The 19,387-nt window shown below is 71.7% G+C and carries 17 protein-coding genes and 1 pseudogene; 8 read left to right on the forward strand and 10 right to left on the reverse strand.

From position 1 onward, the window contains the following. Positions 1-289: 289 nt before the first annotated feature. The gene (locus ACWD4B_RS19630; RefSeq protein ID WP_451421922.1) at positions 290-925 is read right to left on the reverse strand and encodes a TetR/AcrR family transcriptional regulator; all 636 of its coding nucleotides are present in this window, start codon (positions 923-925) and stop codon (positions 290-292) included. 24 nt (positions 926-949) lie between these two features. Here ACWD4B_RS19630 and ACWD4B_RS19635 point away from each other — a divergent pair, with 24 nt between their 5' ends. The 5 genes from ACWD4B_RS19635 (at position 950) to ACWD4B_RS19655 (ending at position 6,219) form a co-directional block, all read left to right on the forward strand. Next, a complete protein-coding gene (locus tag ACWD4B_RS19635; protein WP_451421923.1) occupies positions 950-1,921 on the forward strand; it encodes a serine/threonine dehydratase in 972 nt (323 codons plus the stop codon). A 206-nt stretch (positions 1,922-2,127) separates the two neighbouring features. After that, on the forward strand, positions 2,128-2,595 hold the full coding sequence (locus ACWD4B_RS19640) for a hypothetical protein (RefSeq protein ID WP_451421924.1): 468 nt from the start codon (positions 2,128-2,130) through the stop codon (positions 2,593-2,595). Beyond that, the gene (locus ACWD4B_RS19645) at positions 2,592-4,514 is read left to right on the forward strand and encodes a GMC oxidoreductase (protein WP_451421925.1); all 1,923 of its coding nucleotides are present in this window, start codon (positions 2,592-2,594) and stop codon (positions 4,512-4,514) included. Before ACWD4B_RS19640 ends, ACWD4B_RS19645 begins: the two co-directional genes overlap by 4 nt. Then, entirely contained in the window at positions 4,511-5,671 is a 1,161-nt protein-coding gene (locus tag ACWD4B_RS19650) for a ferritin-like domain-containing protein (protein ID WP_451421926.1), read from the forward strand. Before ACWD4B_RS19645 ends, ACWD4B_RS19650 begins: the two co-directional genes overlap by 4 nt. Before the next feature lie 80 nt (positions 5,672-5,751). After that, on the forward strand, positions 5,752-6,219 hold the full coding sequence (locus ACWD4B_RS19655; RefSeq protein ID WP_451421958.1) for a hypothetical protein: 468 nt from the start codon (positions 5,752-5,754) through the stop codon (positions 6,217-6,219). Here ACWD4B_RS19655 and ACWD4B_RS19660 read toward each other — a convergent pair. The 6 genes and pseudogenes from ACWD4B_RS19660 to ACWD4B_RS19685 all read right to left on the reverse strand — a co-directional run. Continuing rightward, a pseudogene (locus ACWD4B_RS19660) lies at positions 6,159-6,857 on the reverse strand (DUF6777 domain-containing protein); the annotation flags it as partial. The gene ACWD4B_RS19655 and the pseudogene ACWD4B_RS19660 sit on opposite strands and share 61 nt — an antisense overlap. Next, the gene (locus tag ACWD4B_RS19665; protein WP_451421927.1) at positions 6,824-8,095 is read right to left on the reverse strand and encodes a serine/threonine-protein kinase; all 1,272 of its coding nucleotides are present in this window, start codon (positions 8,093-8,095) and stop codon (positions 6,824-6,826) included. The pseudogene ACWD4B_RS19660 and the gene ACWD4B_RS19665, both read right to left, overlap by 34 nt. A gap of 319 nt (positions 8,096-8,414) precedes the next feature. Beyond that, the gene (locus tag ACWD4B_RS19670) at positions 8,415-9,509 is read right to left on the reverse strand and encodes a glycosyltransferase (protein WP_451421928.1); all 1,095 of its coding nucleotides are present in this window, start codon (positions 9,507-9,509) and stop codon (positions 8,415-8,417) included. Positions 9,510-9,519: 10 nt separating this feature from the next. After that, positions 9,520-10,287 carry a DUF2334 domain-containing protein gene (locus ACWD4B_RS19675; RefSeq protein WP_451421929.1) on the reverse strand — a complete coding sequence of 256 codons (768 nt, stop codon included), beginning with the start codon at positions 10,285-10,287 and terminating at the stop codon, positions 9,520-9,522. A 248-nt stretch (positions 10,288-10,535) separates the two neighbouring features. Beyond that, positions 10,536-10,745 carry a hypothetical protein gene (locus ACWD4B_RS19680; protein ID WP_451421930.1) on the reverse strand — a complete coding sequence of 70 codons (210 nt, stop codon included), beginning with the start codon at positions 10,743-10,745 and terminating at the stop codon, positions 10,536-10,538. Then, a complete protein-coding gene (locus ACWD4B_RS19685) occupies positions 10,742-11,080 on the reverse strand; it encodes a hypothetical protein (protein ID WP_451421931.1) in 339 nt (112 codons plus the stop codon). The genes ACWD4B_RS19680 and ACWD4B_RS19685 overlap by 4 nt, the downstream gene beginning before the upstream one ends. Before the next feature lie 518 nt (positions 11,081-11,598). On the opposite strand from ACWD4B_RS19685, the gene ACWD4B_RS19690 reads away from it, so the two are divergent. Next, positions 11,599-12,846 (forward strand): helix-turn-helix domain-containing protein, encoded by a 1,248-nt coding sequence (locus ACWD4B_RS19690; protein ID WP_451421954.1) that lies wholly within the window; start codon positions 11,599-11,601, stop codon positions 12,844-12,846. After that, positions 12,843-13,385 (forward strand): flavoprotein, encoded by a 543-nt coding sequence (locus tag ACWD4B_RS19695; RefSeq protein WP_451421932.1) that lies wholly within the window; start codon positions 12,843-12,845, stop codon positions 13,383-13,385. The genes ACWD4B_RS19690 and ACWD4B_RS19695 overlap by 4 nt, the downstream gene beginning before the upstream one ends. Positions 13,386-13,922: 537 nt before the next feature. Here the strand turns inward: ACWD4B_RS19695 and ACWD4B_RS19700 are convergent. Together ACWD4B_RS19700 and ACWD4B_RS19705 are read right to left on the reverse strand one after the other, a co-directional pair. Beyond that, a complete protein-coding gene (locus ACWD4B_RS19700) occupies positions 13,923-14,957 on the reverse strand; it encodes a hypothetical protein (RefSeq protein WP_451421933.1) in 1,035 nt (344 codons plus the stop codon). 31 nt (positions 14,958-14,988) lie between these two features. Next, positions 14,989-16,206, reverse strand: coding sequence for a DNA/RNA non-specific endonuclease (locus ACWD4B_RS19705; RefSeq protein ID WP_451421934.1), 1,218 nt, complete (start codon positions 16,204-16,206; stop codon positions 14,989-14,991). A gap of 598 nt (positions 16,207-16,804) precedes the next feature. Here ACWD4B_RS19705 and ACWD4B_RS19710 point away from each other — a divergent pair. Further along, the gene (locus ACWD4B_RS19710) at positions 16,805-18,082 is read left to right on the forward strand and encodes an RICIN domain-containing protein (protein WP_451421955.1); all 1,278 of its coding nucleotides are present in this window, start codon (positions 16,805-16,807) and stop codon (positions 18,080-18,082) included. Position 18,083: 1 nt separating this feature from the next. Here the strand turns inward: ACWD4B_RS19710 and ACWD4B_RS19715 are convergent, their stop codons facing one another. Beyond that, the gene (locus tag ACWD4B_RS19715; protein ID WP_451421935.1) at positions 18,084-19,286 is read right to left on the reverse strand and encodes a PucR family transcriptional regulator; all 1,203 of its coding nucleotides are present in this window, start codon (positions 19,284-19,286) and stop codon (positions 18,084-18,086) included. Positions 19,287-19,387 lie beyond the last annotated feature (101 nt).

Here is a 19,387-nt window from a genome sequence, read left to right on the forward strand (position 1 = left end):
CGGGGCTTCGCCCCGGACCCCAGGGGCGGTGCGCCGGCTGCAGGCCGGCGGCGGCTGATCGCGCAGTTCCCCGCGCCCCTGACGGGGCGCGAAGATCCACCGGCTGGTGCCTGCGGTTGCGGCCTGGTACGGGATCACTCCCCGGGAACGGGCCGTGCCGGCCCGGGCGTTGGAGGAGCTGCTCGCCATGCCGGCGGGTTGAGGGTTGCTGAAAGTGCCCGGCACCGGGCTGAAGTGATGCGGCTGCGGCCGCATTTCAGCCCGGGGGCTTGAGGGCTTGCCCGCACGGTCACCCCCGCGCCGCCGCGATCAGCTGGCGCAGGGCGCCGTAGTACACCTCGTGGTCCGCCATCACCGGGGCGATGGCCCCGAGGTGGCCCGTCAGGACCGGGAAGTCCTCCGGGTCCAGCGCGGCCAGCGCCCCGCGCGTGGCCGCGACCGTCTCGCGCGGGCTGCGGTGGTCGACGAAGGCCGCGCTGCCGAGCGTCAGCAGGTACATCCGCCGGTACGTGCGGATCGCCTGCTCCGGCGTCATGCCCGCCGCGAGGCTGTCCGCCAGGGCCGGTTCCGTCAGGCGGGCCAGGAGCTGGGGGCCCAGCCAGGGGCGGGCGCCGCGGAGGGCGAGCAGGCCGGGGTGGGCCGTGAGCAGTTCGTACAGGCGGCGGAAGCGGGTCTCGGTGGCCTCGGCCCAGTCGGTGCCCGGTGCGATGTCGGGGAGCCGGGTGGCCAGGTGGTCGGTGCAGAGGTCGAGCAGGCCGTTCAGGTCCCGGCAGCGGCGGTGGATGGTCGCGTGGGAGACGCCCAGCCGCTCCGCGAGGCGGCGGAAGCTCAGGGCCGCGGGGCCCTCCTCGTCGATGAGCGCCAGTGCGGTGCGGGCGATGAGGTCGGGGGTCGCGCGGTCCAGGGACGCAGAGTGCCTCGGCATGTGTGACAGTGTAACGTACAGCGTATGGAACATAGGAACGACCGGCTCGGCGACCGACTCGGCCACGACGACATCGAGCGGGCCGCCGCCCGCGTGGCCGGCCACGTCCGGCCGGTCACCGTCGCGGGCACCGACACCCCGGGTCTCTGGCTCGCGTTGGAGCAGATGCAGCACACCGGCTCCTTCAAGGCCCGCGGCGCGCACAACTTCCTCGCAGCCCACCGGGAGGTCGGCACCCTGCCCGGCGCGGGTGTCACCATCGCCTCGGGCGGCAACGCCGGGCTCGCCTGCGCCTGGGCCGCGCAGCACCACGGCGTCACGGCCACCGTCTTCCTCCCCGAGAACGCACCCCACGTCAAGGTGGCCCGGCTGCGCCACTACGGGGCCGACGTCCGGCTGGTCGGCAGCGAGTACGCCGAAGCCGCGGAGGCCTGCGAGAAGTTCGCCGCCTCGACCGGGGCGCTGGTCAGCCACGCCTACGACCACCCGCTGATCGCCGCCGGGGCGGGCACACTCGTCGAGGAGATCCGCGCCCGGGTGCCGGGGCTGGACACCCTGGTGGTCGCCGTCGGCGGGGGAGGGCTCTTCGCCGGGGTCGCCACCGCGGCCCGGCACCACGGGCTGCGCACGGTGGCCGTCGAGCCCGAGAACTGCCGTGCCCTGCACGCCGCCCTGCAGGCGGGGCGCATCGTGGACGTCGAGGTGGACTCGGTGGCCGCCGACGCGCTCGGCGCCCGGCGCGCCACCCCGCTCGCGCTCGCCGCCGCCCGGCACGGGGACGTGCGCTCCGCCCTCGTGCCCGACGCCGCGATCGTGCGCGCCCGGCAGCAGTTGTGGGACGACCGCAGGCTCGCCGTCGAGCACGCCGCGGCAGCCGCCCTCGCCGCGCTGACCTGTACGGACGGCTCCTGGGGATACACCCCCGAGGCCGGGGAGACCGTGGCCGTCGTGGTCTGCGGCGCCAACACCGACCCCGGCGACCTCGTCCAGCACTGAGGCCGCAGGACCCTCCCCCATACCGGGGAACGCCTCTTTCCACCGAAGAACCGGGTTCAAACCTCCCGGACAACACCCTTACAGGTGAAGGGAGTTTATGCCTCCTTCTCCCGTCGTGGACTCTCCGATAGAACAGCGGAAGTCACACAGATGGGTGGTCACGGATGGATTCCCGGCACACAGCACCTTCGCCCGAGCCCGTTGAAGTGCCCCCGGAATGCCGGGGGTTCGTCGCGATCTCCGTCCGCCTCACCGGCTTCGACGAGTTCGACCTGAGGGCGACGGGCATGGTGCGGCTCTACCACGACACCACCGTCGAACAGGTGGGACGGGAGGCCGTCGGGCGGTTCATCGACGACCTGGCCGCCGCGGGCGGCGACCCGGACGGCATCGCCGACGAGACCTCGCGCGACATCGCCCGCGCCATCACCCACCTGTGGTACCTGGGCGTCTGGCCCCAGCTCGCCCGCTCCGTGCACGCCGCACTCGGGCGCGAGAAGGCCAACGTCGCCTTCACGGTCTCGCCCGAGGCCTACACCGAAGGGCTCGTCTGGCGCACCTTCCACGGCCACGCCCCCGGCGCCAAGCCCCCCGGCTTCGGCACCTGGGCCGACCCGCCGCCCGGCGCCGCGCCGCGGCAGGACACCGGCCACCGTGCGGAGGGCGCCGCATGAGCAGCCCCTCGCCACAGCTCGACGGACTCCACTACGACGTGATCGTGGTGGGCGCCGGACTCGCCGGCTCCCTGGTCGCCAAGCAACTGGGCGACCACGGCTGGCGCGTCCTCGTCCTGGAGGCCGGGACCCGCACCCTGGACACCTGGCCCGGCCACCTCGACGCCATGAACGCCTACTACGGCTCCCTGGCCAAGGTGCCCAACGCGCCCTACCGCGGCAACACCGCCGCCCCCTCGCCCGACCTCCTGGACCTCGAAGGCCTGCCCGGCGGCGGATACCGCGCGAACGGCTACTTCGTCCAGAACGGCAACCTGCCCTACTCCAGCGACTACCTGCGTGCCGCCGGCGGCACCGCCCTGCACTGGATGGGCCTCACCCCGCGCATGCACCCCGAGGACTTCGCCCCGCGCACCGCCTTCGGCTACGGCCGCGACTGGCCCCTCGGCTACGCCGACCTGGAGGGCCACTACCGCACCGCCGAGCGGGTCCTGGGCGTCGCGGGCGACGCCGCCGAGCAGCGCGATGCCATCGGCCTGCCCTTCCCCGAGGGCTACTGCTACCCCATGCACGCGATCCCCCGCAGCCACCTCGACAACGTCCTGGCCGCCCGGCTCGACGGCATCCCGGTGCGGGAGTCGGACGACGCCCCGGCCACCACGCTGCGCGTGGTCACCACCCCGCACGCCCGCAACAGCACCCCCGACCTCCGCTACGACGGGGGCCGCGGCTACCGCCCCGCCGGAGCGGCCGGGCTGCCCAACTACGGCGAGCGCTGCGTCGGCAACGCCTCCTGCACGCCCATCTGTCCGGTGCAGGCCAAGTACAACCCCCTCAAGACCCAGGCCACATGGTCCTGCAAGGTCGACCTCGTTCCGCGCGCCGTGGTCAGCAGGGTCCTGGCCAACGCCAACGGGCGTGTGTTCGGCGTCGAGTACCAGCAGTACGACGACCCCGCGTCCCCCGTGCACACCACCCGCACCGCCGAGGCCGACATCGTCGTGCTGGCCGCCCACGCCGTCGAGAACGCGAAGCTCCTGCTGGTCTCCCGGCTCGCCAACCACAGCGGACAGGTCGGCCGCAACCTCATGGACCACCCCGTCCTGCTCACCTGGGGACTGCTGGACGAGCCCGTCGGCCCGTTCCGCGGCCCCGGTTCGACGTCCGGACTGGAGTGCTTCCGCACCGGGCCCGCCCGCCGGGACCGCGCCCCCTTCCGCATCGAGATCAGCAACTGGGGCTGGAGCTGGCCCACCGGCTCCCCCTCCGGCGACGTCGCCCGCATGCTCGGCATCACCGGCGACTCCGGACAGCCGCGCGAAAAGGGCCGGTTCGGCACCGCACTGCGCGAGGCGCTGGGCCGGCAGATCGGGCGCCAGATCTCCCTGCAGTTCGCCGTGGAGCAGGACGCCGAGAGCCGCAACCGGGTGACCGTCGACCCCGGACTCCGCGACCGTCTCGGCAACCCGCGGCCCGTCATCACCTACGACCTCTCCGACCACGTCAAGCGGGGCATCGCCGCCGCCAAGGCCGTCTCCGACCGGATCTTCGGCATCCTCGGGGCCGAGGACCGCACCTCCTACGCCCCGGGTCCCTTCGCCCCCGGCCACTTCCGCCACGACGGCCGCGACTTCGTCTTCCACGGCGCGGGCCACGGCGCCGGCACGCACGTCATGGGCGACTCGCGCGAGACCTCCGTCGTCGACTCCTGGCAGCGCTGCTGGGACCACTCCAACCTGTACGCGGTCGGCTGCGGCAGCATGCCCTCCGTCGGCACCTCCAACCCGTCGCTGACCATGGCCGCCCTCGCGCTGCGCAGCTGCGAGCAGATCCACCGCGACCTGATGGAACTGCACCGGCCGAGGGTGATCCGCCCGGTCCCCGTGGCCCAGGCCCGCACCGGAGAGGGACGCACATGACCGCACCCGCACCGCCCACGGCGCCCACCGACATCGCGGGCGAGCTGGCCGTCGTCGACGAGCCGCCGTTCCGCGTCCCGCGCGACCCGGCGGACCTGCACCTCTTCCTGCAGGCCGCGCTGACCCTCGAACACCTGACGATCCCGCCGTACCTCACCGCGATGTACACCCTCAGGCCCGGCACCAACCGGCCCGCCTTCTACGCCGTCCGGGCCGTGGTGCTGGAGGAGATGCTCCACATGACCCTGGTCGCCAACCTGCTCAACGCGGTGGGCGGCCGCCCGCTGGTGGCGAACTCCCGCTTCGTGACCGGCTATCCCGCCCGGCTGCCCTACAGCCGGGACCGGTTCCCCGTCGCCCTGCGCCACTTCGGCGTCACGGCGCTGGAGACGTTCCTGCGCATCGAGCACCCCGCATACGTGGCCGAGCCGCCCGGCCACCCGTCGGTGGCCGGCGACGAGGGCTGGACCTCGGTCGGGCAGTTCTACGCGACCATCCGCGAGGGCCTGGTGCGCCTGGCCCGCGCGTCGGGGGAGTGCGCACTCTTCACCGGCGACCCGGCCCGCCAGGTCGGCCCGCAGGACTTCTACAACTCGGGCGGGGAGGTCTTCCCCGTCACGGATCTGGCTTCGGCCCTCAAGGCCGTCGAGGTCATCACCGACCAGGGCGAGGGCGTCAGCCGGACGATCTTCAACACGGACGACCGGTTCTTCGGCGAAGTCCGCGAGCCCGCACACTACTTCCGCTTCAACGAGATCCTGCAGCAGCGCACGTACGGGCCGCAGGACACCCCCGCCTCGGGGCCCAGCGGGCCCGCGATGGAGGTCAGCTGGGCCGACGCGTACCCCGTCGACCCCGAGGCGAAGGTGCGGCACTACCCCGAGGGCAGCGCCGTGCGGGAGGCCGCCGAGCGGTTCAACTCGGTGTATGCGCGGCTGCTGTGGGTGCTGGAGCGTGCGTACGGTGGCCGTCCGGCGGTGCTGCGGGAGTCCGTTCCGGTGATGCTGGAGCTGCGGGATCTGTCGGAGCGGCTGTACCGGAATCCGCACCCGGATACGGAGAAGGCGGCTCGGGGACTGCATGCGTCGGCGACATACGAGGTGACGGAGGCTCATTTCGCGGCGGCGCGGGCCGGCTGGGCGCCGAGCCCGGGGTGAGGGAGGACAACGCGGTGGGGTGCGCCGTCGTGCCCCTGGGGTGTTCGGACGGGAGGTCGGGGGTCGTAACGCCGGGCTCGGTGGCGTGCGTTGCCGTCGGCTCCACCGGGGCGGCGGACCTGGGCGCCCGGGTCGGCGCGGTCGGCTCCGCCGGTTCCGTGGGCTTCGCGGGCGTGCGCGAAGTGCCGGGCGCGCCAGCCGAGGGCGTGGCCGGGGCCGTGGTCCCGGGCGCGTGCGACCCCTTCGACGGGGACGGCGTCGAGGGCGTGCCCGGTGCCGGGGGCGAGGACGTCTCCGGGGACGCGGACCCCGGCGACCCCGACTCCGGCGGCGCGGACCCGGGACTCCGCGAATCCCCCGGGGGCGGGCTCGGCTTGGGGACCGGCACCACGGCCGAGTCCCCCTTGCCGTCACCGCTGCCGACCTCCCGGTCGAACCCCTTCCCGCTCTGCCGGGCGTCGACCAGCGGGATCTTCGTCATCGGCCCCTCGCTCTGCGGGCGCGCCACCACGACCGTGACCTCGATGCTGCTGAACCCCTCCCAGTGACTCCCCTTGTACGTCGAGGCCTTGCGGTCGATGTCGTCGGGATTCAGCAGCGGGTTGCCGCAGTTGCACTTCACCGACGGCTGCCCGTACCCGTCGACGAGCACCGCCATGCCCGCCTGCAGCACCGACAGGTACGCGGTCGTCACGCCGCCGCCGTCGTAGTTGTGGTTCTTCACCAGCGTGTCGCGGATCAGCACCACCGAAGTGAGGCCGTTGATGTACTCCGGTATCCGGCGGTAGTCGAGGTCGTGCACCTTGGCCCAGGCCTTCGCCTTGACGGGGTCGGCGGTGAGGTTCTTGACGAGCTGGGCCTTGTCGCACTGGGTCGCGTTGCGGGTGCCGCCGAAGGCACCGCGGGCGTCCCCCGCGGTCGTGCCTCCGCTGCGGTAGGCGGGGTCGACGTTCGTGACGTCGCTGCCCGGGGCGTCGAGGAACGGTTTGTCGCCCGCCACCCCCACCGGTTCCAGCTGCACGTCCGCAGCCTTCTTCCCCCCGGACGACGAACAGGCCGCGAGCCCCGCGCCGCCGATCAGCACGGGTACCGCCAGCAGCGATACGAGACGGAGCCGGACAGAAACCCTTCGCACGATGTACCCCCCGGTGTTCAGCCGCAGTTGGTCACCCAGCCCCCGCCGCACGTCGACGTCGGGTAGGACGTCGGGTAGTCCGAGGGGCCCGGACCCAGGGGCGGAGCAGGGACGGTGGACGGTGAGGACGAGGCCGGTCCGGTGGCCGGAGGGCTCGTGGCGGGGGCATCGGTCGTGGACCCCGTGCCCCCCGGTGTGCCCCCGGAGCCGTTCGAGGCGATCACCGCGGCGGCCGTTCCGCCGCCGACGAGCAGCAGGGCCAGCACGGCGGCGAACAGCCAGGCGCGCCGCGGCCGTTCCGGCTCCGGGGGAGGGACGGCCACGGGCGGCGGGGCAGGGGGCGGGGCCGTGGTGACGGACGGGAGCGACGGAGCCGAGGCCACCGGCATCGGCACCAACACAGGTGCCGCACCTGCCGGCATCGTCGGCACGTATCCCGGCGGCGCCGCCGGCACCCGCGTGACCGTACCGGCCGCCACCGCGTCCAGCAGTCGCAACACCTCGGCCGAACCCGCCCGCGCCTGCGGGTCCTTGAGCAGCAGCCCCTCCAGCACCGGGGTGAGCGCACCGGCGCGCCGCGGCGGGGGCAGTTCGTCCTGGACCACGGCGTGCAGGGTGAGCAGCGGCGAGGTGCGGCGGAACGGCGAGACGCCCTCGACGGCCGCGTACAGCGTCGTGCCCAGCGACCACAGGTCCGAGGGGATGCCGGGACGCTGCCCCAACGCCCGTTCCGGGGACAGGTAGTCGGGCGAGCCGATCAGGTCCCCGGTGCGGGTGAGCGTGCCCGCGCCCTCGACCAGGGCGATGCCGAAGTCGGTCAGCACCACCCGGCCGGTGTCCTCCAGCAGGACGTTCGCCGGTTTGACGTCGCGGTGCAGCACTCCGGCCGCGTGCGCGGCCTGCAGCGCGCGGAGGACGGCCGCGCCCACGCGTGCGGCCTCCTTGGGGTCGAGCACTCCTTCGTGCTCCAGGACGTCGGCGAGCGACTGTCCGCGCACGAGCTCCATGACGATCCAGGGCCGGCCCTGCTGTTCGACCACGTCGTGCACGGTGATCACATTGGGGTGGGCGATGCGGGCGGCGGCGCGGGCCTCCTGCTTGAGTCGCGCGTAGAGGATGCGGACGTCATCCTCGCGCAACACGTCCGGCGCCCGCACCTCCTTGACCGCCACCTCGCGGTCGAGCACCTCGTCGAAGGCGCGCCAGACCACGCCCATGCCGCCGCTGCCCAGCCGGGCGACGAGCCGGTACCGCCCGGCCAGCAACGGAGCCCGCCCGTCCGTGTCCACGTCGCATGCCCTCCCCCATCCGGGCCACACCGGCTGAGACGGGGGCGGCCGTCATTCCGTTCCGCGGATGCGTATGCGCCCCGTAAGGGGCGCGGGGCTGTGACATTTTGCGGCTCCGCCGCGTGGGCGCGATCGGGCGCCCTGTATGGGGCGCGGGGAACTGCGCGACCAGCCCCCACCGGCCCGCAGTCGACGTACCACGCCGGAGGTTCGGGGCGCAGCCCCGAGGACGTCGACTGCGGGCGCATCGTGGCTGATCGCGCAGTTCCCCGCGCCCCTGACAGGGCGCCCGGTGCCGGCGCGTCGTGGGGGAGCCCCCCTACGGGGCGCCCCCGGCGTGAACGGCCAGCATTCCGGCCACGGTTCGCGCCCAAGGGAACTCCTCCGCCCGCGCCCGCGCAGCGGCCCGGCGATCCCGTTCCGGCCAGCCCAGTACCGTGCTCACCCCCTCCGCCACGGCCCCCGGCGACGCCCCCACCGCCAACCCCGCCCCCGGCGCCAGCAGTTCGCGCGCCGCCCCCGCATCGGCCACCACCACCGGCGTGCCGCACGCGAGGGCCTCCAGCGCGGCCAGCCCGAACGCCTCCACCGGGCACGGCACCAGGGCGACGTCCGCGCGCGCCAACAGCCCCGCCACCGCCCGGCGGTCCGCCACATGACCGTGGAAGCGGACCGGCAGGCCCGCCGCCCGCCGCTGCAGCCGGGCCCGCTCCGGGCCGTCGCCCAGCACGTCCAGCCGTGCGTCCACGCCGCGCCGCCGCAGCACCCGTAGCGTCTCCAGCGGCAGCACGGGGGACTTCTCCGCCGACAGCCGCCCCGCGAACACCAGCCGCGTGCCCCCGCCCGGAGGGCCGCCCGTGCGGCCCGGGGCGAACACCCGCAGATCCACCCCCAGCGGTATGCGGTGCACAGCGGGTGCCGCCACCCGCGCGAACTCCGCGCAGGAGAAGGCCGATGCCGCGACGACCGCGTCGAACCCCGCGGCCAGCCGCCGGTTCCACCCGTCGGCGAGCGGCGCCAGCGGCACCCACCCCGGCAGCCGGGGCGCCAGGATCGCATCGGCCCGTTCGTGCGAGAACAGCACCGCCCGCACCCCGCGCGCCCGGGCCCACGCGGCGGTGTGCACCAGCGTGAGCTTGTCCGAGACCTCCAGCGAATCCGGCGCCAGCCGCAGCAGCAGGCGACGCAGCGTGCGGGGCGAGCACATCATCCGGTAGCCGCCGCCGACCGGCAGGCCCGGCAGCGTCACCCGCAGCCCGTCGGCCCGGTTGCGCACGGCCGCGTACCGCCGTCCCGGCACCACCAGCACCCGCTCGTGCCCGGCGGCCGCATACCCCCGGCCGAGCGCGTCCAGCGTGGTGCGCAGGCCGCCCGAGGAGGCGCCGTAGAAGTTGGCGATCTGCACGATCCGCATCCGTCCCGCCTCACCCTCGCAGGGTGCGCACCAGACCGGCGTACGTGCACGGCCGCGCGCCCGCCACCAGGGCCGTGTCGATGGCCTCCAGTGCACAGGCGCGCAGCCCGGGCCGGGCCAGGTCGGCGGGGTGCAGGGCGATCCGGAAGGGTCTGCCGTGCCCCGCCCAGCGGCGGGCCGCCGCCCGCATCAGCCGGGCCCCGGCCCGCTCGCCGAGCCCGCCGGGCCGGTTGGACAGGGCGACCATCCCGTGCCGGGCCCCCGTCCGCAGGTCGTGCACCCCCAAGTGGCTGGTGGTGTACTCCAGTCCGAGCCGGCGCAGGGCCGCCATCGCGCCGGGGGAGGCCAGCCAGCCCGGCGGGGTGAAGCCCTCGGGGACGATCCCCACCGAGGCCAGCGCGGTCAGCCCGCTCTCCAGCCGGCGGCGCGCCGCCTCCTCGTCCAGCGCACAGAACTCCGCACAGCCGCGCGAGACCACGGCGTTCACCCAGCGGCGCGCCAACGGCCCGCCGGGCACGCCCTGGTGGACGTAGCCGTGCAGGGCCAGCTCGTGCCCCCGCCCGCGCGCCCCGTGCAGCCACTCGACCAGCACCGGGTCGTCGGGCAGCCGGGCCCCGCGCCAACTGCCGGGCACCAGCAGCAGCGTGGCCGGCACGCCGCGCTCGTCCAGGTCGTGCAGCCAGTGCCGGCTCTGCTCGAAGCTCCAGGGGGCGACGTCGTGCACCGAGACGACGAAGGGCGCCCCCAGGCCGCCGCTGCCGCTCTGCGAGGCGTTCACCGGGCCAACTGCGCGAACACGCAAGCTCCTTTGCGCGGCGCGGTGCGCCGCCCGCTGTCACACACGTTTCACACTTTCCCCGCGCGTCGGCCGAGTACGCCGGGTCCCTCCCGGACGGGCAGGCTCACGGGAGCACACGGGACGGCGGTGTTGCGCGTCGCGCGCCTGCGTACAAAGGTAGGCCGCCCCGCACCTTGTGGGTGCGGGGCAGGGCGTACTGGGCCGGCAATCGGTCGGCTGGGACCGCCCTAACGCTTCCAGGCATCGGGGCCGACCTGGACGGGCCCGGGAGCCTCGGTTGACGTCGCCCTACTGCTCTTGTTCAGCGGCACAAGGCGGTACTTCTCGCAGCACTCGGCGCAGGCGTAGATCTTCCTGGCCACGTGGTCGCCCTCGACGACGTCGATCACCGTGGCCCGGTGCGCGGACTCCTTGCACCACGAACAGAATCTGCTCATCGCGTCCGCCCCTGGCGCGCCCGGGCCTTGCCGATGAGCATGCGAATGTTCACCGGGTTGCACAGCATGCAGGCATCGTCCGGGGCCGGCATCAGCCAGTAGGAACCGGGCGGTTCCCTGCGCGTGGGTACCGGAACCCCGACGTAGTTGATGGGGGACTCGATCCCGATGCACGGGATGCCGGGCTCCACCCAGTCACGGGAGGTGCCCGGCGGAACGAGCACGCTGTACCGGGTCTGTGAGCGGGAGGCGATGACGGCGCTGGTGAGACCGGCCGTCCGGAAGTGGTTGTGGATCGCGTCCAGGTCGGTGATGCCGTCGATGCCTCTGTCCACGATCCCTGAGGGGAGGTGGACGACGTCGAAATGCAAGCCGACCATAAGCGTGGCCGGCGCTCCCCTCGTCCACGACTCACGGGCATCGCTCGGGCGCCGCTCACGGGAGACGAGCCAGAGGGCTGCCGGGAGGTGAGAAATGGGGTCTGTGGGGTTCGGGTAAGTCATGTCTGTGCTTTCAGCGTTGACGTTGGTGGAAGGTGCGGATGAGCGACTCGCTCGCAATGCCGTAGGCGCATCGGCGCCCGGGACGAGAGGAGGTGTGGTGCAGGTGTTTGTGGCGCGCGGGCGGTGCGACAGCCGACGTGCACGTGTCTGGAGGTCTCCGGCTGGGAGGTTGCTCTCGCCCATGAGAGGAACCGGCGGATGGGGTCATGCACTGCTGGGGCTCCTCTACAGCGTTGGCCATGCCCCCGGGCTGTATGCGCGGTCGCGGGGGTGCTTCAACGTAGGCGCGCTATAACAGTGAGTGGGCACGCGATGTGCGTGCGTTGTGGGCCCAACTCACCGGAGGCGTGGTGGACACAAGGGGCATCGGCCGGCGCATTGCCTACTGGCGCGGGCGCAGGAACATGACGCAGGCTGACTTCGGCGCGCTGATGGGGCAGTCACGTCGTTGGGTTCAGGACCTTGAGGGCGGTCAACGGCAGCAGGATCCACGCTTGTCAGTGGTGGAGCGCGCCGCGCAAGTGCTCCAAATCCCCTTGGAGCGACTGCTGTCCGACACGGACGCCGGTGGTGGTGAGTGCGCCGATACCGCTGAGATCGAAGCACTACGGGCCGTTCTGCAGCGCCATGATGTCATCACGGGTACGTGCGACGACGGCGGGGCCGATCCACTTCCCCTCGAGCAGCTCCATCGCAACTTGGTCTATAGCCGCACTGCCTTTCAAGCGGGACACTTCGCGAGCCTCGGCCGCTTGGTGCCCGAGCTGCTCGTCGACGCCAACCGGGCGACAGCACGGCACGAGGGGGATGACCAACTGGCTGCGTATCGAGTGCTGTCGTTGACGCTGGAGCTGGCCGAGGCTGCCGCGATCAAGTACGGCGTGAGCGACTTGGCGTGGCAGGCTGGGCAGCAGGCGGTGGTGGCCGCTGAGCGGTCGGGTGACGCAGTGGTCATCGCGTCAGCGGCCCGCCACCTTGCAGATGCGATGACCCATCACGGGCAGGCTCGTGCAGCAGCCGAGTTCGCCGTGGCGGCGGCAGGCCGGCTGGAGGCAGAATTGCTGACCCGAGGTTCGGACGGGCTCAGCGTGCTCGGCATGCTGTACCTCAAGGCAGCGATGGCACAAGCCGCGGTTGGCGAGTCCGGCGCATGGGATGCGGCTTCGGCGAAGGCTGCCGTCCCCGTTCTGCTCGACCAAGCCGACGAGCATGCCGTGTTCCTGGGTGGCGACGGCAATGCGGTGTGGACCGCCTTCGGCCCGACGAATGTCAGCCTCTACCGCGTCGCCTCCCACGTCCAACTGTCCGAAGGTACCGATGCGGTGGCCGTCGCCCGGAACATCCCCGACCCTGCCCGCGCGGCCCTCCCACGTGAACGTCGTGCTCACCACCTCGCCGACCTCGCGCGTGCGTACACCCAAGCCGGTCGCCGAGCAGAGGCGGTGGACACCTTGCTCGAGGCCGAGCAGGAAGCAGCCGAAGAGGTCCGCTGCCGCCCACGTACCCGCGCGCTCGTCGAGGATCTGCGACTGCTCGGCGCAGGGTCGGCCGACGGACGCTTGCGGGCGCTGGCCGAACGATGTGGACTGCCGGGATGACCAACCGCACCCTGTACCTGATCGCCTGTGCCGCCCCGCCCGCCCGCCGGATCGACGTCGCCATCCGCGCTGCGCAGGCGGTCGGCTGGGATGTCTGCCTGATCCTGACCCCGTCGGCCTACCGGTGGGCGACAGAGGACGCCGAGGGGGAGATCGACCGGCTGAGCGAGCTCACCGGCCACCCCGTCCGGTACCAGTACAAGTTGCCGTCGCAAGAGGACGTGCTGCCCGCACCGGACGCGATGCTTGTCGCGCCATTGACAACCAACACCCTCAACAAGTGGGCGGCCGGAATCAGCGACACCCTTGCCCTCGGACTCATCACCGAGGGCATCGGTCTGGGAGTCCCCATCGTCGCTCTGCCGCACTGGAACGACGCCCAAGGGTTGCACCCCGCAGTGCCCCGCAACGTCGAGACCCTGCGCGCCGCGGGTGTCACTGTCCTGCTCGGGGAAGGCGGATTCGTACCCCACAAGCCGAGGCAGGGCAATCTCGACGCGTATCCGTGGCAGGCTGCCATCGAGGCTCTCTCGATGTAGCCCTTCCCCAGTGGCGATTCTCTTCGGAAGCGCTGGAATGCGGGCCTCAAGTCAACAGGAAGTGGGTGACCTCGCCCGGCACCAGCCGGACGGGGTCAAGTGAGCTGCCTATGCCCTCTTGTTGGTCACCGAAGAGTAATTGTCGAGCCTCGTGGATCCGCTGGAGGAGTATCAGTTGCCAAGCCCGCACCACAGGCCGAACGATGACATTTTGTGACGACCGAAGGGGAGAAGCCGTTGTCCGATGTCGCCAGGGCGGTTGCGTTGGTGACCGGCGTCGGCCCCTCCATCGGGATCGGTGCGGGTATTGCCTGCCAGCTGGCCCAGGCTGGCTGGAACGTCGCCCTCACGTACTGGACGCCATACGACGCGCGGATGGCTTGGGGCGTCGAGGCTGATGCGGCGGACGTCAGCGCCAAGTCCCTGACGGAACGGGGCGCCGAGACGGCGGCCGTGCAGGCGGACCTCTCCGAACCAGGTACTCCGGAGCGCGTCGTCGATGAGGTCGAACCAGCGGTGATTAGCGTGGAGAAAGTGTCACTGGATCAGGTCGGTATGCGGATGGTCCGGCGATGCCGGGCAGGTGTAGAGCTGCAGATCGTAGCCTCCGGCGATCTCGACCATGGCCGGGTTCACGGAGTGAGGATTGGCGGTGGAGGGTGTGGCTTGGGCTTGCTCGTCGTACGCGATCCAACTGCGGGTGCTGGCATCCCATTCGGTCGAGGCGATGGTCAGCAGCGGGTTCATCTCGGTGTCGCAGGCTGGGCAGATGCGGGGGACGGGGTCGGTGAGGCCCCAGCGTGTCCAGCCGTCGGCCTTCCAGCCGGGAGCGATGGACAGCACGCGCCCGTAGAACTCCTCCGGGGCGAGCTCGTAGGAGCTGTCCGGAGCGGCGTCGGCTGCCTGCCATGTGTTCCAGTCCTGCATCTGGTCCCGTAGTTCTTTGGTCAGCTCCATGGGGTCGGGGTATTCGGTGGTCTGCTCCGGGTCGAGCAGGCACGGCTCCGGCACGTAGCCGTTGAACTGAACCACGGCTGGCTCCGGAGGTGTGATGAGGATGTCGGTGACTGCGGCGGCGGACCGCCAGAACAGCGCGGTCCTGGGCTTGGGCTCCGGCGGGTGCTCGAAGGGGCACCACAGCACCTGGAGCAGATCGGCCCGCCCGGGCGTGCGCAGCAGGGGGATGTCGCGTACGTACAGCTGGGCCACGGGCAGCATGGCGACCGGGTCCTTGAGCCATGGGCGGCCAGCGTTGATCCGTTCGAGGATCGCCACCTCCTCGGGTGTGACGCGAGGGTGGCCGGGCGGTCGGCTTGCCGCTGCCGCTCGGATGCGCCGCTGCAGTCGCACGTCCTGCGGTGATGTGGCGGGATTCCCGTCCGGTACGTGCGGGCCGTCGCAGTACGGCCATGGCTCGTCGGCGGGCCACAGCAGCGGCCCGCCGACCGAGCTGTCGTGCGGTGACGGCGACCCGGGGTGTGGATGCAACCGGGTTGCCGTGCGTGCCAGCGGGGCCAGTTGAGGAAAGACAGCCGTGACGTCGACCGGCCGCGGCGGGGTGGTACGGCTCATCCTGGCTCCCTGTGATGCGCGTCAGTTCGGATCAGTTTCCGAGGTTGAGTCCACTGGCCTCTGTGTTGGTGACGCCGGTGATGGGCAGCAGACTCTGCGTTCCGTCCGCCCGCTGAATCGCGGCGCTCATGGTGACGCCTGTGGGGATCGTGCTGTTCTTGTCCCGGTAGAGGGGCGTCACCATGTAGAAGACCGCATCATCCGGACCCACCTTGGCGGGGTCCTCAACCGTGTCCTTTACCTGCTTCTCGAAGGTCCACATGTTGTTAGGACCGGTGTTCATTCCCACCTGCCAGCAGGGGACGAGGTTGTTCAGGCCGCCGTCATCATCCTGCCCCTTCCCGCCGAGGGACCTGGCGATCAGATGGCACCGGGCGAGTGTGGTTGCAGGCGAGTTCTTGCTTACAAAATCTTTTGCGTCCAGCCAGCCGGTGACTGAATCCTTCTTCGTAGCCGGGGTGCCGGAGCCGAGCTTCTGCCGCAGGCAAGCCTGCGCCCCGGCTGCCCGGGTACCGGCCGGACCCTTCGGGGTGATGTCCTTGTTGACGTGGTCGACGTTCTCGGTGCTGTTATGGATCCACCCGTCGCCGGAATTGGCCTCCGCCCACTTCAGGCATGCAGCCTTCGGCTTGCTGAGGTACCGCGTGGCCGACCCCCCGAAGGCGTTGCAGACCTCACCGTTCGACAGCACGACGTTGGTTCGTTCGTCGATCACGGCCCTGTAGGTTCCATCGTCCTGGTCCTTCTCACTCTCGTAGCGGCCTTCCCATCTGTCGCTGCGGGAATGGGGGCCTACGGGGCTGTACTCGTGGGAGTAGCTCGGTCCCGTGATGGTGACGATCCAGGTGAAGTCGATGGCCTCCACTTTGTCCAGCGCGAACCCGGTCCGGATGGCGACCGGGCGGTCGTTGGACTTGTTGTAGAGCCTGATCTCACCGAGGCCGCACACGTCGTCGGTGTCCTTGAGGTGGGCCTTGGTCTGCTGGGCGGCGCGGCGCATCACGAGGTCCTTGTCGGCCGCCGGGATGGGAATGGTCTTCCCATTGGCCAGCCGTACGGTGACGTTGCCCGCGTGGTCCGGGGTTCTGGTGACCAGCTCCGTCACCCGCACCGTGGTCATCTCGGACGTGACGGTATGTTCCGCCGGGCCCTTCGTGACGGCGCTCCCGCGATCGGCAGGATGCACGGGCGCGGAGGCCGCCGTCGCTGTGCCGCCACTGAATGCGACAGCGGCTGCCGTCGCGGCCACCGTCGCTCCTGACAGGGCGCGGCGCAGCCTGTTCGGCTTTCGGTGCCGTCCTCCGTGGTCACGACGTAAACCTGGTAAGGGCATGTTCGTTCCCTCTCCTTCGCCTCGGTGATTGTCCGTCCTGATGCTTCATAGGGCTGCTGGTGCAGGTGTTCAATCCGCTGGGATGTCAGAACCCGTGGAAGACACTCAGATTTGGACTGCGCACTTTGGCTGAATGTCGCAACCGTCCTGGCGGAAACCGGCCGGGCCGGTCGGAATCGCGCCCGGCAGAGAGGCGAAACGGATTGCGGGTGAACGATCAGATGCCGGCCCGAACTCGGTGGCCACGAGGGGTTGAGGCAGCGGGTGCACCGTCAAGAAGTCCGCTGGGGTGGACCATTATGGCTCCGCCCATGAAATTCCGATGAAACCGAGCCGGGCAGAAATGCCGAATGCCCGTGCATGGGCCACAGGTTCGGCGGGCCTGGCTGATTCCGGGATCGTCCCGTCGTCACTGGCGACGCTATGTTCGCCGCGATTGGGCACCATCACCCACCGCATCATCGGCAGGGTTCCGGCCTGCGACGCATCCGGGACCGGCCAGGGAAAGGGCATGATGAGACACTTAAGATCGCCCGGCCGCTGGACCAGAGGGTTTGTCACCCTCGCAGTGGCCGCCACATCCACGCTCGCCGCCGTGACTGCCGTGGCCGGTCCGGCCGTTGCGGCCGGTCATCCGAAGCCTGTCGCAGCGGCCGACAACCCGAAGCTCGGCGACGTGTGCACCTCCGCCGACCTCGGCAAGCGGTACCCGTTCATCAAGAGCGCACAAGTAGTGCCGACGATCACCCACTTCAAGGGCTGGTACGTCACCGAGGGGTCGGCGACCACCCAGACGGTCGAGACCAGCACGCAGGACGTGGTCACGGTCCAGGTCGGCCTCTCCGCCAACATCCAGGGCAACTTCCAGGTCGGAGTGCTCGGTCAGGTGGGCGGGAGTCTGGGCCTGAACGTGCAGATGTCCTCCAGCCACACCAGCAGCGAGTCCAAGTCCATCACCTGGGACTTCCGCAGGCCCGGCTACTACGCCCTCTACGAGGGAACCCGCAAGGTCACCGGCCAGTACGGCAGTCTCAACTGCAACCGCGTCGACCTGGGCAGCGGCACCGTCGGCACCCGCTGGGTCGAAGGGCCCGGGAGCGGCAGCTTCACGACCTTCACCACGCTTGAGGAAGGCGCGGTCCGGTGCCAGGACGCCGTCCCCGGTAACAGCATCATGAGGAAGGCGCAGGACCTGCTCGGCTGCGGTACCTCGGCTGCCCGGGCAGCCGCGCATGCGCCGGTGGCGAAGAAGGCGTCCGCGCCGGCGAAGACGGCCAATAGGGTCAAGACGGCGAAGGACCCGATCGGCTGGCCCCCCGGCCCGGCCGTGCCCCCGGGCTTCACCTGCGACGACGGCTACTACAAGATCGCCACACCGGAACGCTCCCTGTTCTGGTCGTCGCCCGGCTTCCTGGGCGGTGACGGCGTCCAACTGCGCGCGGACCCCGGCTGGTTCGGCTACGACAACCAGTGGCAGGTGTGCCATGGCCCGGAGAGCGGCGGCATCGCCGAGCACATCTTCATCAACCGCTCCAGCAACAAGTGCCTGGCCGTTGCCGAGAGCACCGCAGCCGCCGAAGGCGCCCCGCTGCAGCAGGCCGACTGCAGGACGGATGACCTCCAGCGCTTCTACGTCTACCGGGACCTGCCCGGCTCGGACAGGATCGGTGTCCAGAACAAGTTCACCGGCTACATGATCGGCCAGGAGCGCGTGGCCGACGGCCAGCCGCTGCGCCAGTACAGCATGGGCATGCCCGACGGCACCGGGACCTACGTCCTGGTCAAGGCCTGAATCAAGGCCTGACCTCGGTCCCCGGCAGCAGCCGCAGCGCCCGCAGCGCCACCGCCAAGTCCGCGACCGCGCGCGGGTCCTGGAGGGAGCGGCCCGTCAGCTCCTCCAGCCGCCGCAGGCGATACCGCACCGTGTTGCGGTGGCAGTACAGCAGCTGCGCCGCCCCGGCCGCGGAGCCGCCGGCCGCGTACCACTGCTCCAACGTGTCCAGCAGCCGGGCCCGTTCGTCGGACGGCAGCTCCAGGACCCGGGCGAGTGCCGTCCGTGCGATGCGGACGGCCTCGTCCGGGGAGGCCGCCACCAGCAGCGCCACCGGGCTGTCGTCGAAGCGTGCGACGCCCGCCGGGCGGCCGCGCAGCCCGGCCAGGGCGAGGCGCGCGTGGCGCAGGGCCCGCGGAGTGCCCTGGAGCGTGCGGTACGCAGGGCTGACGCCGATGCGGCAGCCGGTGGACTTCTCCAGCAGGCGCAGGACCGTCTCCTCGGCGGCCGGGCCGCGGGCCGCGACCACGCCGGCCTGGAGGTCGGGCAGCAACCGCCAGGCCGAGCGGGCCTGTTCGGCCTGCAGCCGGGACTCGATGCCGGGCAGCGCCTCCCGGCCCGGCGCGGGCACCTCGGCCGCCACCACGACGTACGGCCCCTCGGTCGGCAGGCCGAGCGTGTCGGCGGCCTCCCACAGGGTGGTGTGGTCGGTGAGCATCCCGGTGAAGAGGGCCTCGACGAGCGCGGAGCGCTCGCGCTCGTGCTGGAGCGCGAGTTCGGCGGCCGCCTCGCGATAGGCGTCGCCGGCCGCCGCCGCCAGCCCCTGGTTCACCCACCAGCCGGCCAGGGCCACGATCGTGTCCGCGCTGACCCCGTCGGCGGCGCCCGCCGCGGCGGCCAGCTCCGTCCACAGGAACTCGGATCCGACGCGGTAGGCGTGCAGCAACTCGGCCAGCGGGGTGCCCATGTGGGCCGCTTCGCGGCCCGTGTCCTGCGCCTGGGCCATGCCGGGCACGCAGCCCTCGGCGAGGTGCCCGAAGACCAGCTCGGCGTTGCGCCGGCACGAGTCGCCCAGCAGCGCGGAGGAGACGCGCTCCTCGCTGGTGTAGTAGGCCACTTCGGCCCGTATCCGCTTGGCCATGCGGTCGCCCAGTTCCTGCGTGCGCTGCAGCAGCAGGGCCGCCACGGGGGCGACTTCGGCGGGTGGTGACGGGGCGCGGCTCATGTCCGGCAGGTTACCGACCAGTTCGGGTGTTGTGCCCGGGGACAATGCGCCTCCGGGTCTGTTGTGTGCCGGCACATGGCCTGCGCGGTGGCGGGCGGCGA

The sequence above is a fragment of the Streptomyces sp. NPDC002536 genome (genome assembly GCF_053594995.1).

Excerpts from the sequence above, each read along its gene's own strand:
- ACWD4B_RS19630 (WP_451421922.1), bottom strand. The coding sequence starts at position 925 with ATGCCGAGGCACTCTGCGTCCCTGGACCGCGCGACCCCCGACCTCATC.
- ACWD4B_RS19635 (WP_451421923.1), top strand. The coding sequence starts at position 950 with ATGGAACATAGGAACGACCGGCTCGGCGACCGACTCGGCCACGACGAC.
- ACWD4B_RS19645 (WP_451421925.1), top strand. The coding sequence starts at position 2,592 with ATGAGCAGCCCCTCGCCACAGCTCGACGGACTCCACTACGACGTGATC.
- ACWD4B_RS19650 (WP_451421926.1), top strand. The coding sequence starts at position 4,511 with ATGACCGCACCCGCACCGCCCACGGCGCCCACCGACATCGCGGGCGAG.
- ACWD4B_RS19670 (WP_451421928.1), bottom strand. The coding sequence starts at position 9,509 with ATGCGGATCGTGCAGATCGCCAACTTCTACGGCGCCTCCTCGGGCGGC.
- ACWD4B_RS19680 (WP_451421930.1), bottom strand. The coding sequence starts at position 10,745 with ATGAGCAGATTCTGTTCGTGGTGCAAGGAGTCCGCGCACCGGGCCACG.
- ACWD4B_RS19695 (WP_451421932.1), top strand. The coding sequence starts at position 12,843 with ATGACCAACCGCACCCTGTACCTGATCGCCTGTGCCGCCCCGCCCGCC.
- ACWD4B_RS19700 (WP_451421933.1), bottom strand. The coding sequence starts at position 14,957 with ATGAGCCGTACCACCCCGCCGCGGCCGGTCGACGTCACGGCTGTCTTT.
- ACWD4B_RS19710 (WP_451421955.1), top strand. The coding sequence starts at position 16,805 with ATGAGACACTTAAGATCGCCCGGCCGCTGGACCAGAGGGTTTGTCACC.
- ACWD4B_RS19715 (WP_451421935.1), bottom strand. The coding sequence starts at position 19,286 with ATGAGCCGCGCCCCGTCACCACCCGCCGAAGTCGCCCCCGTGGCGGCC.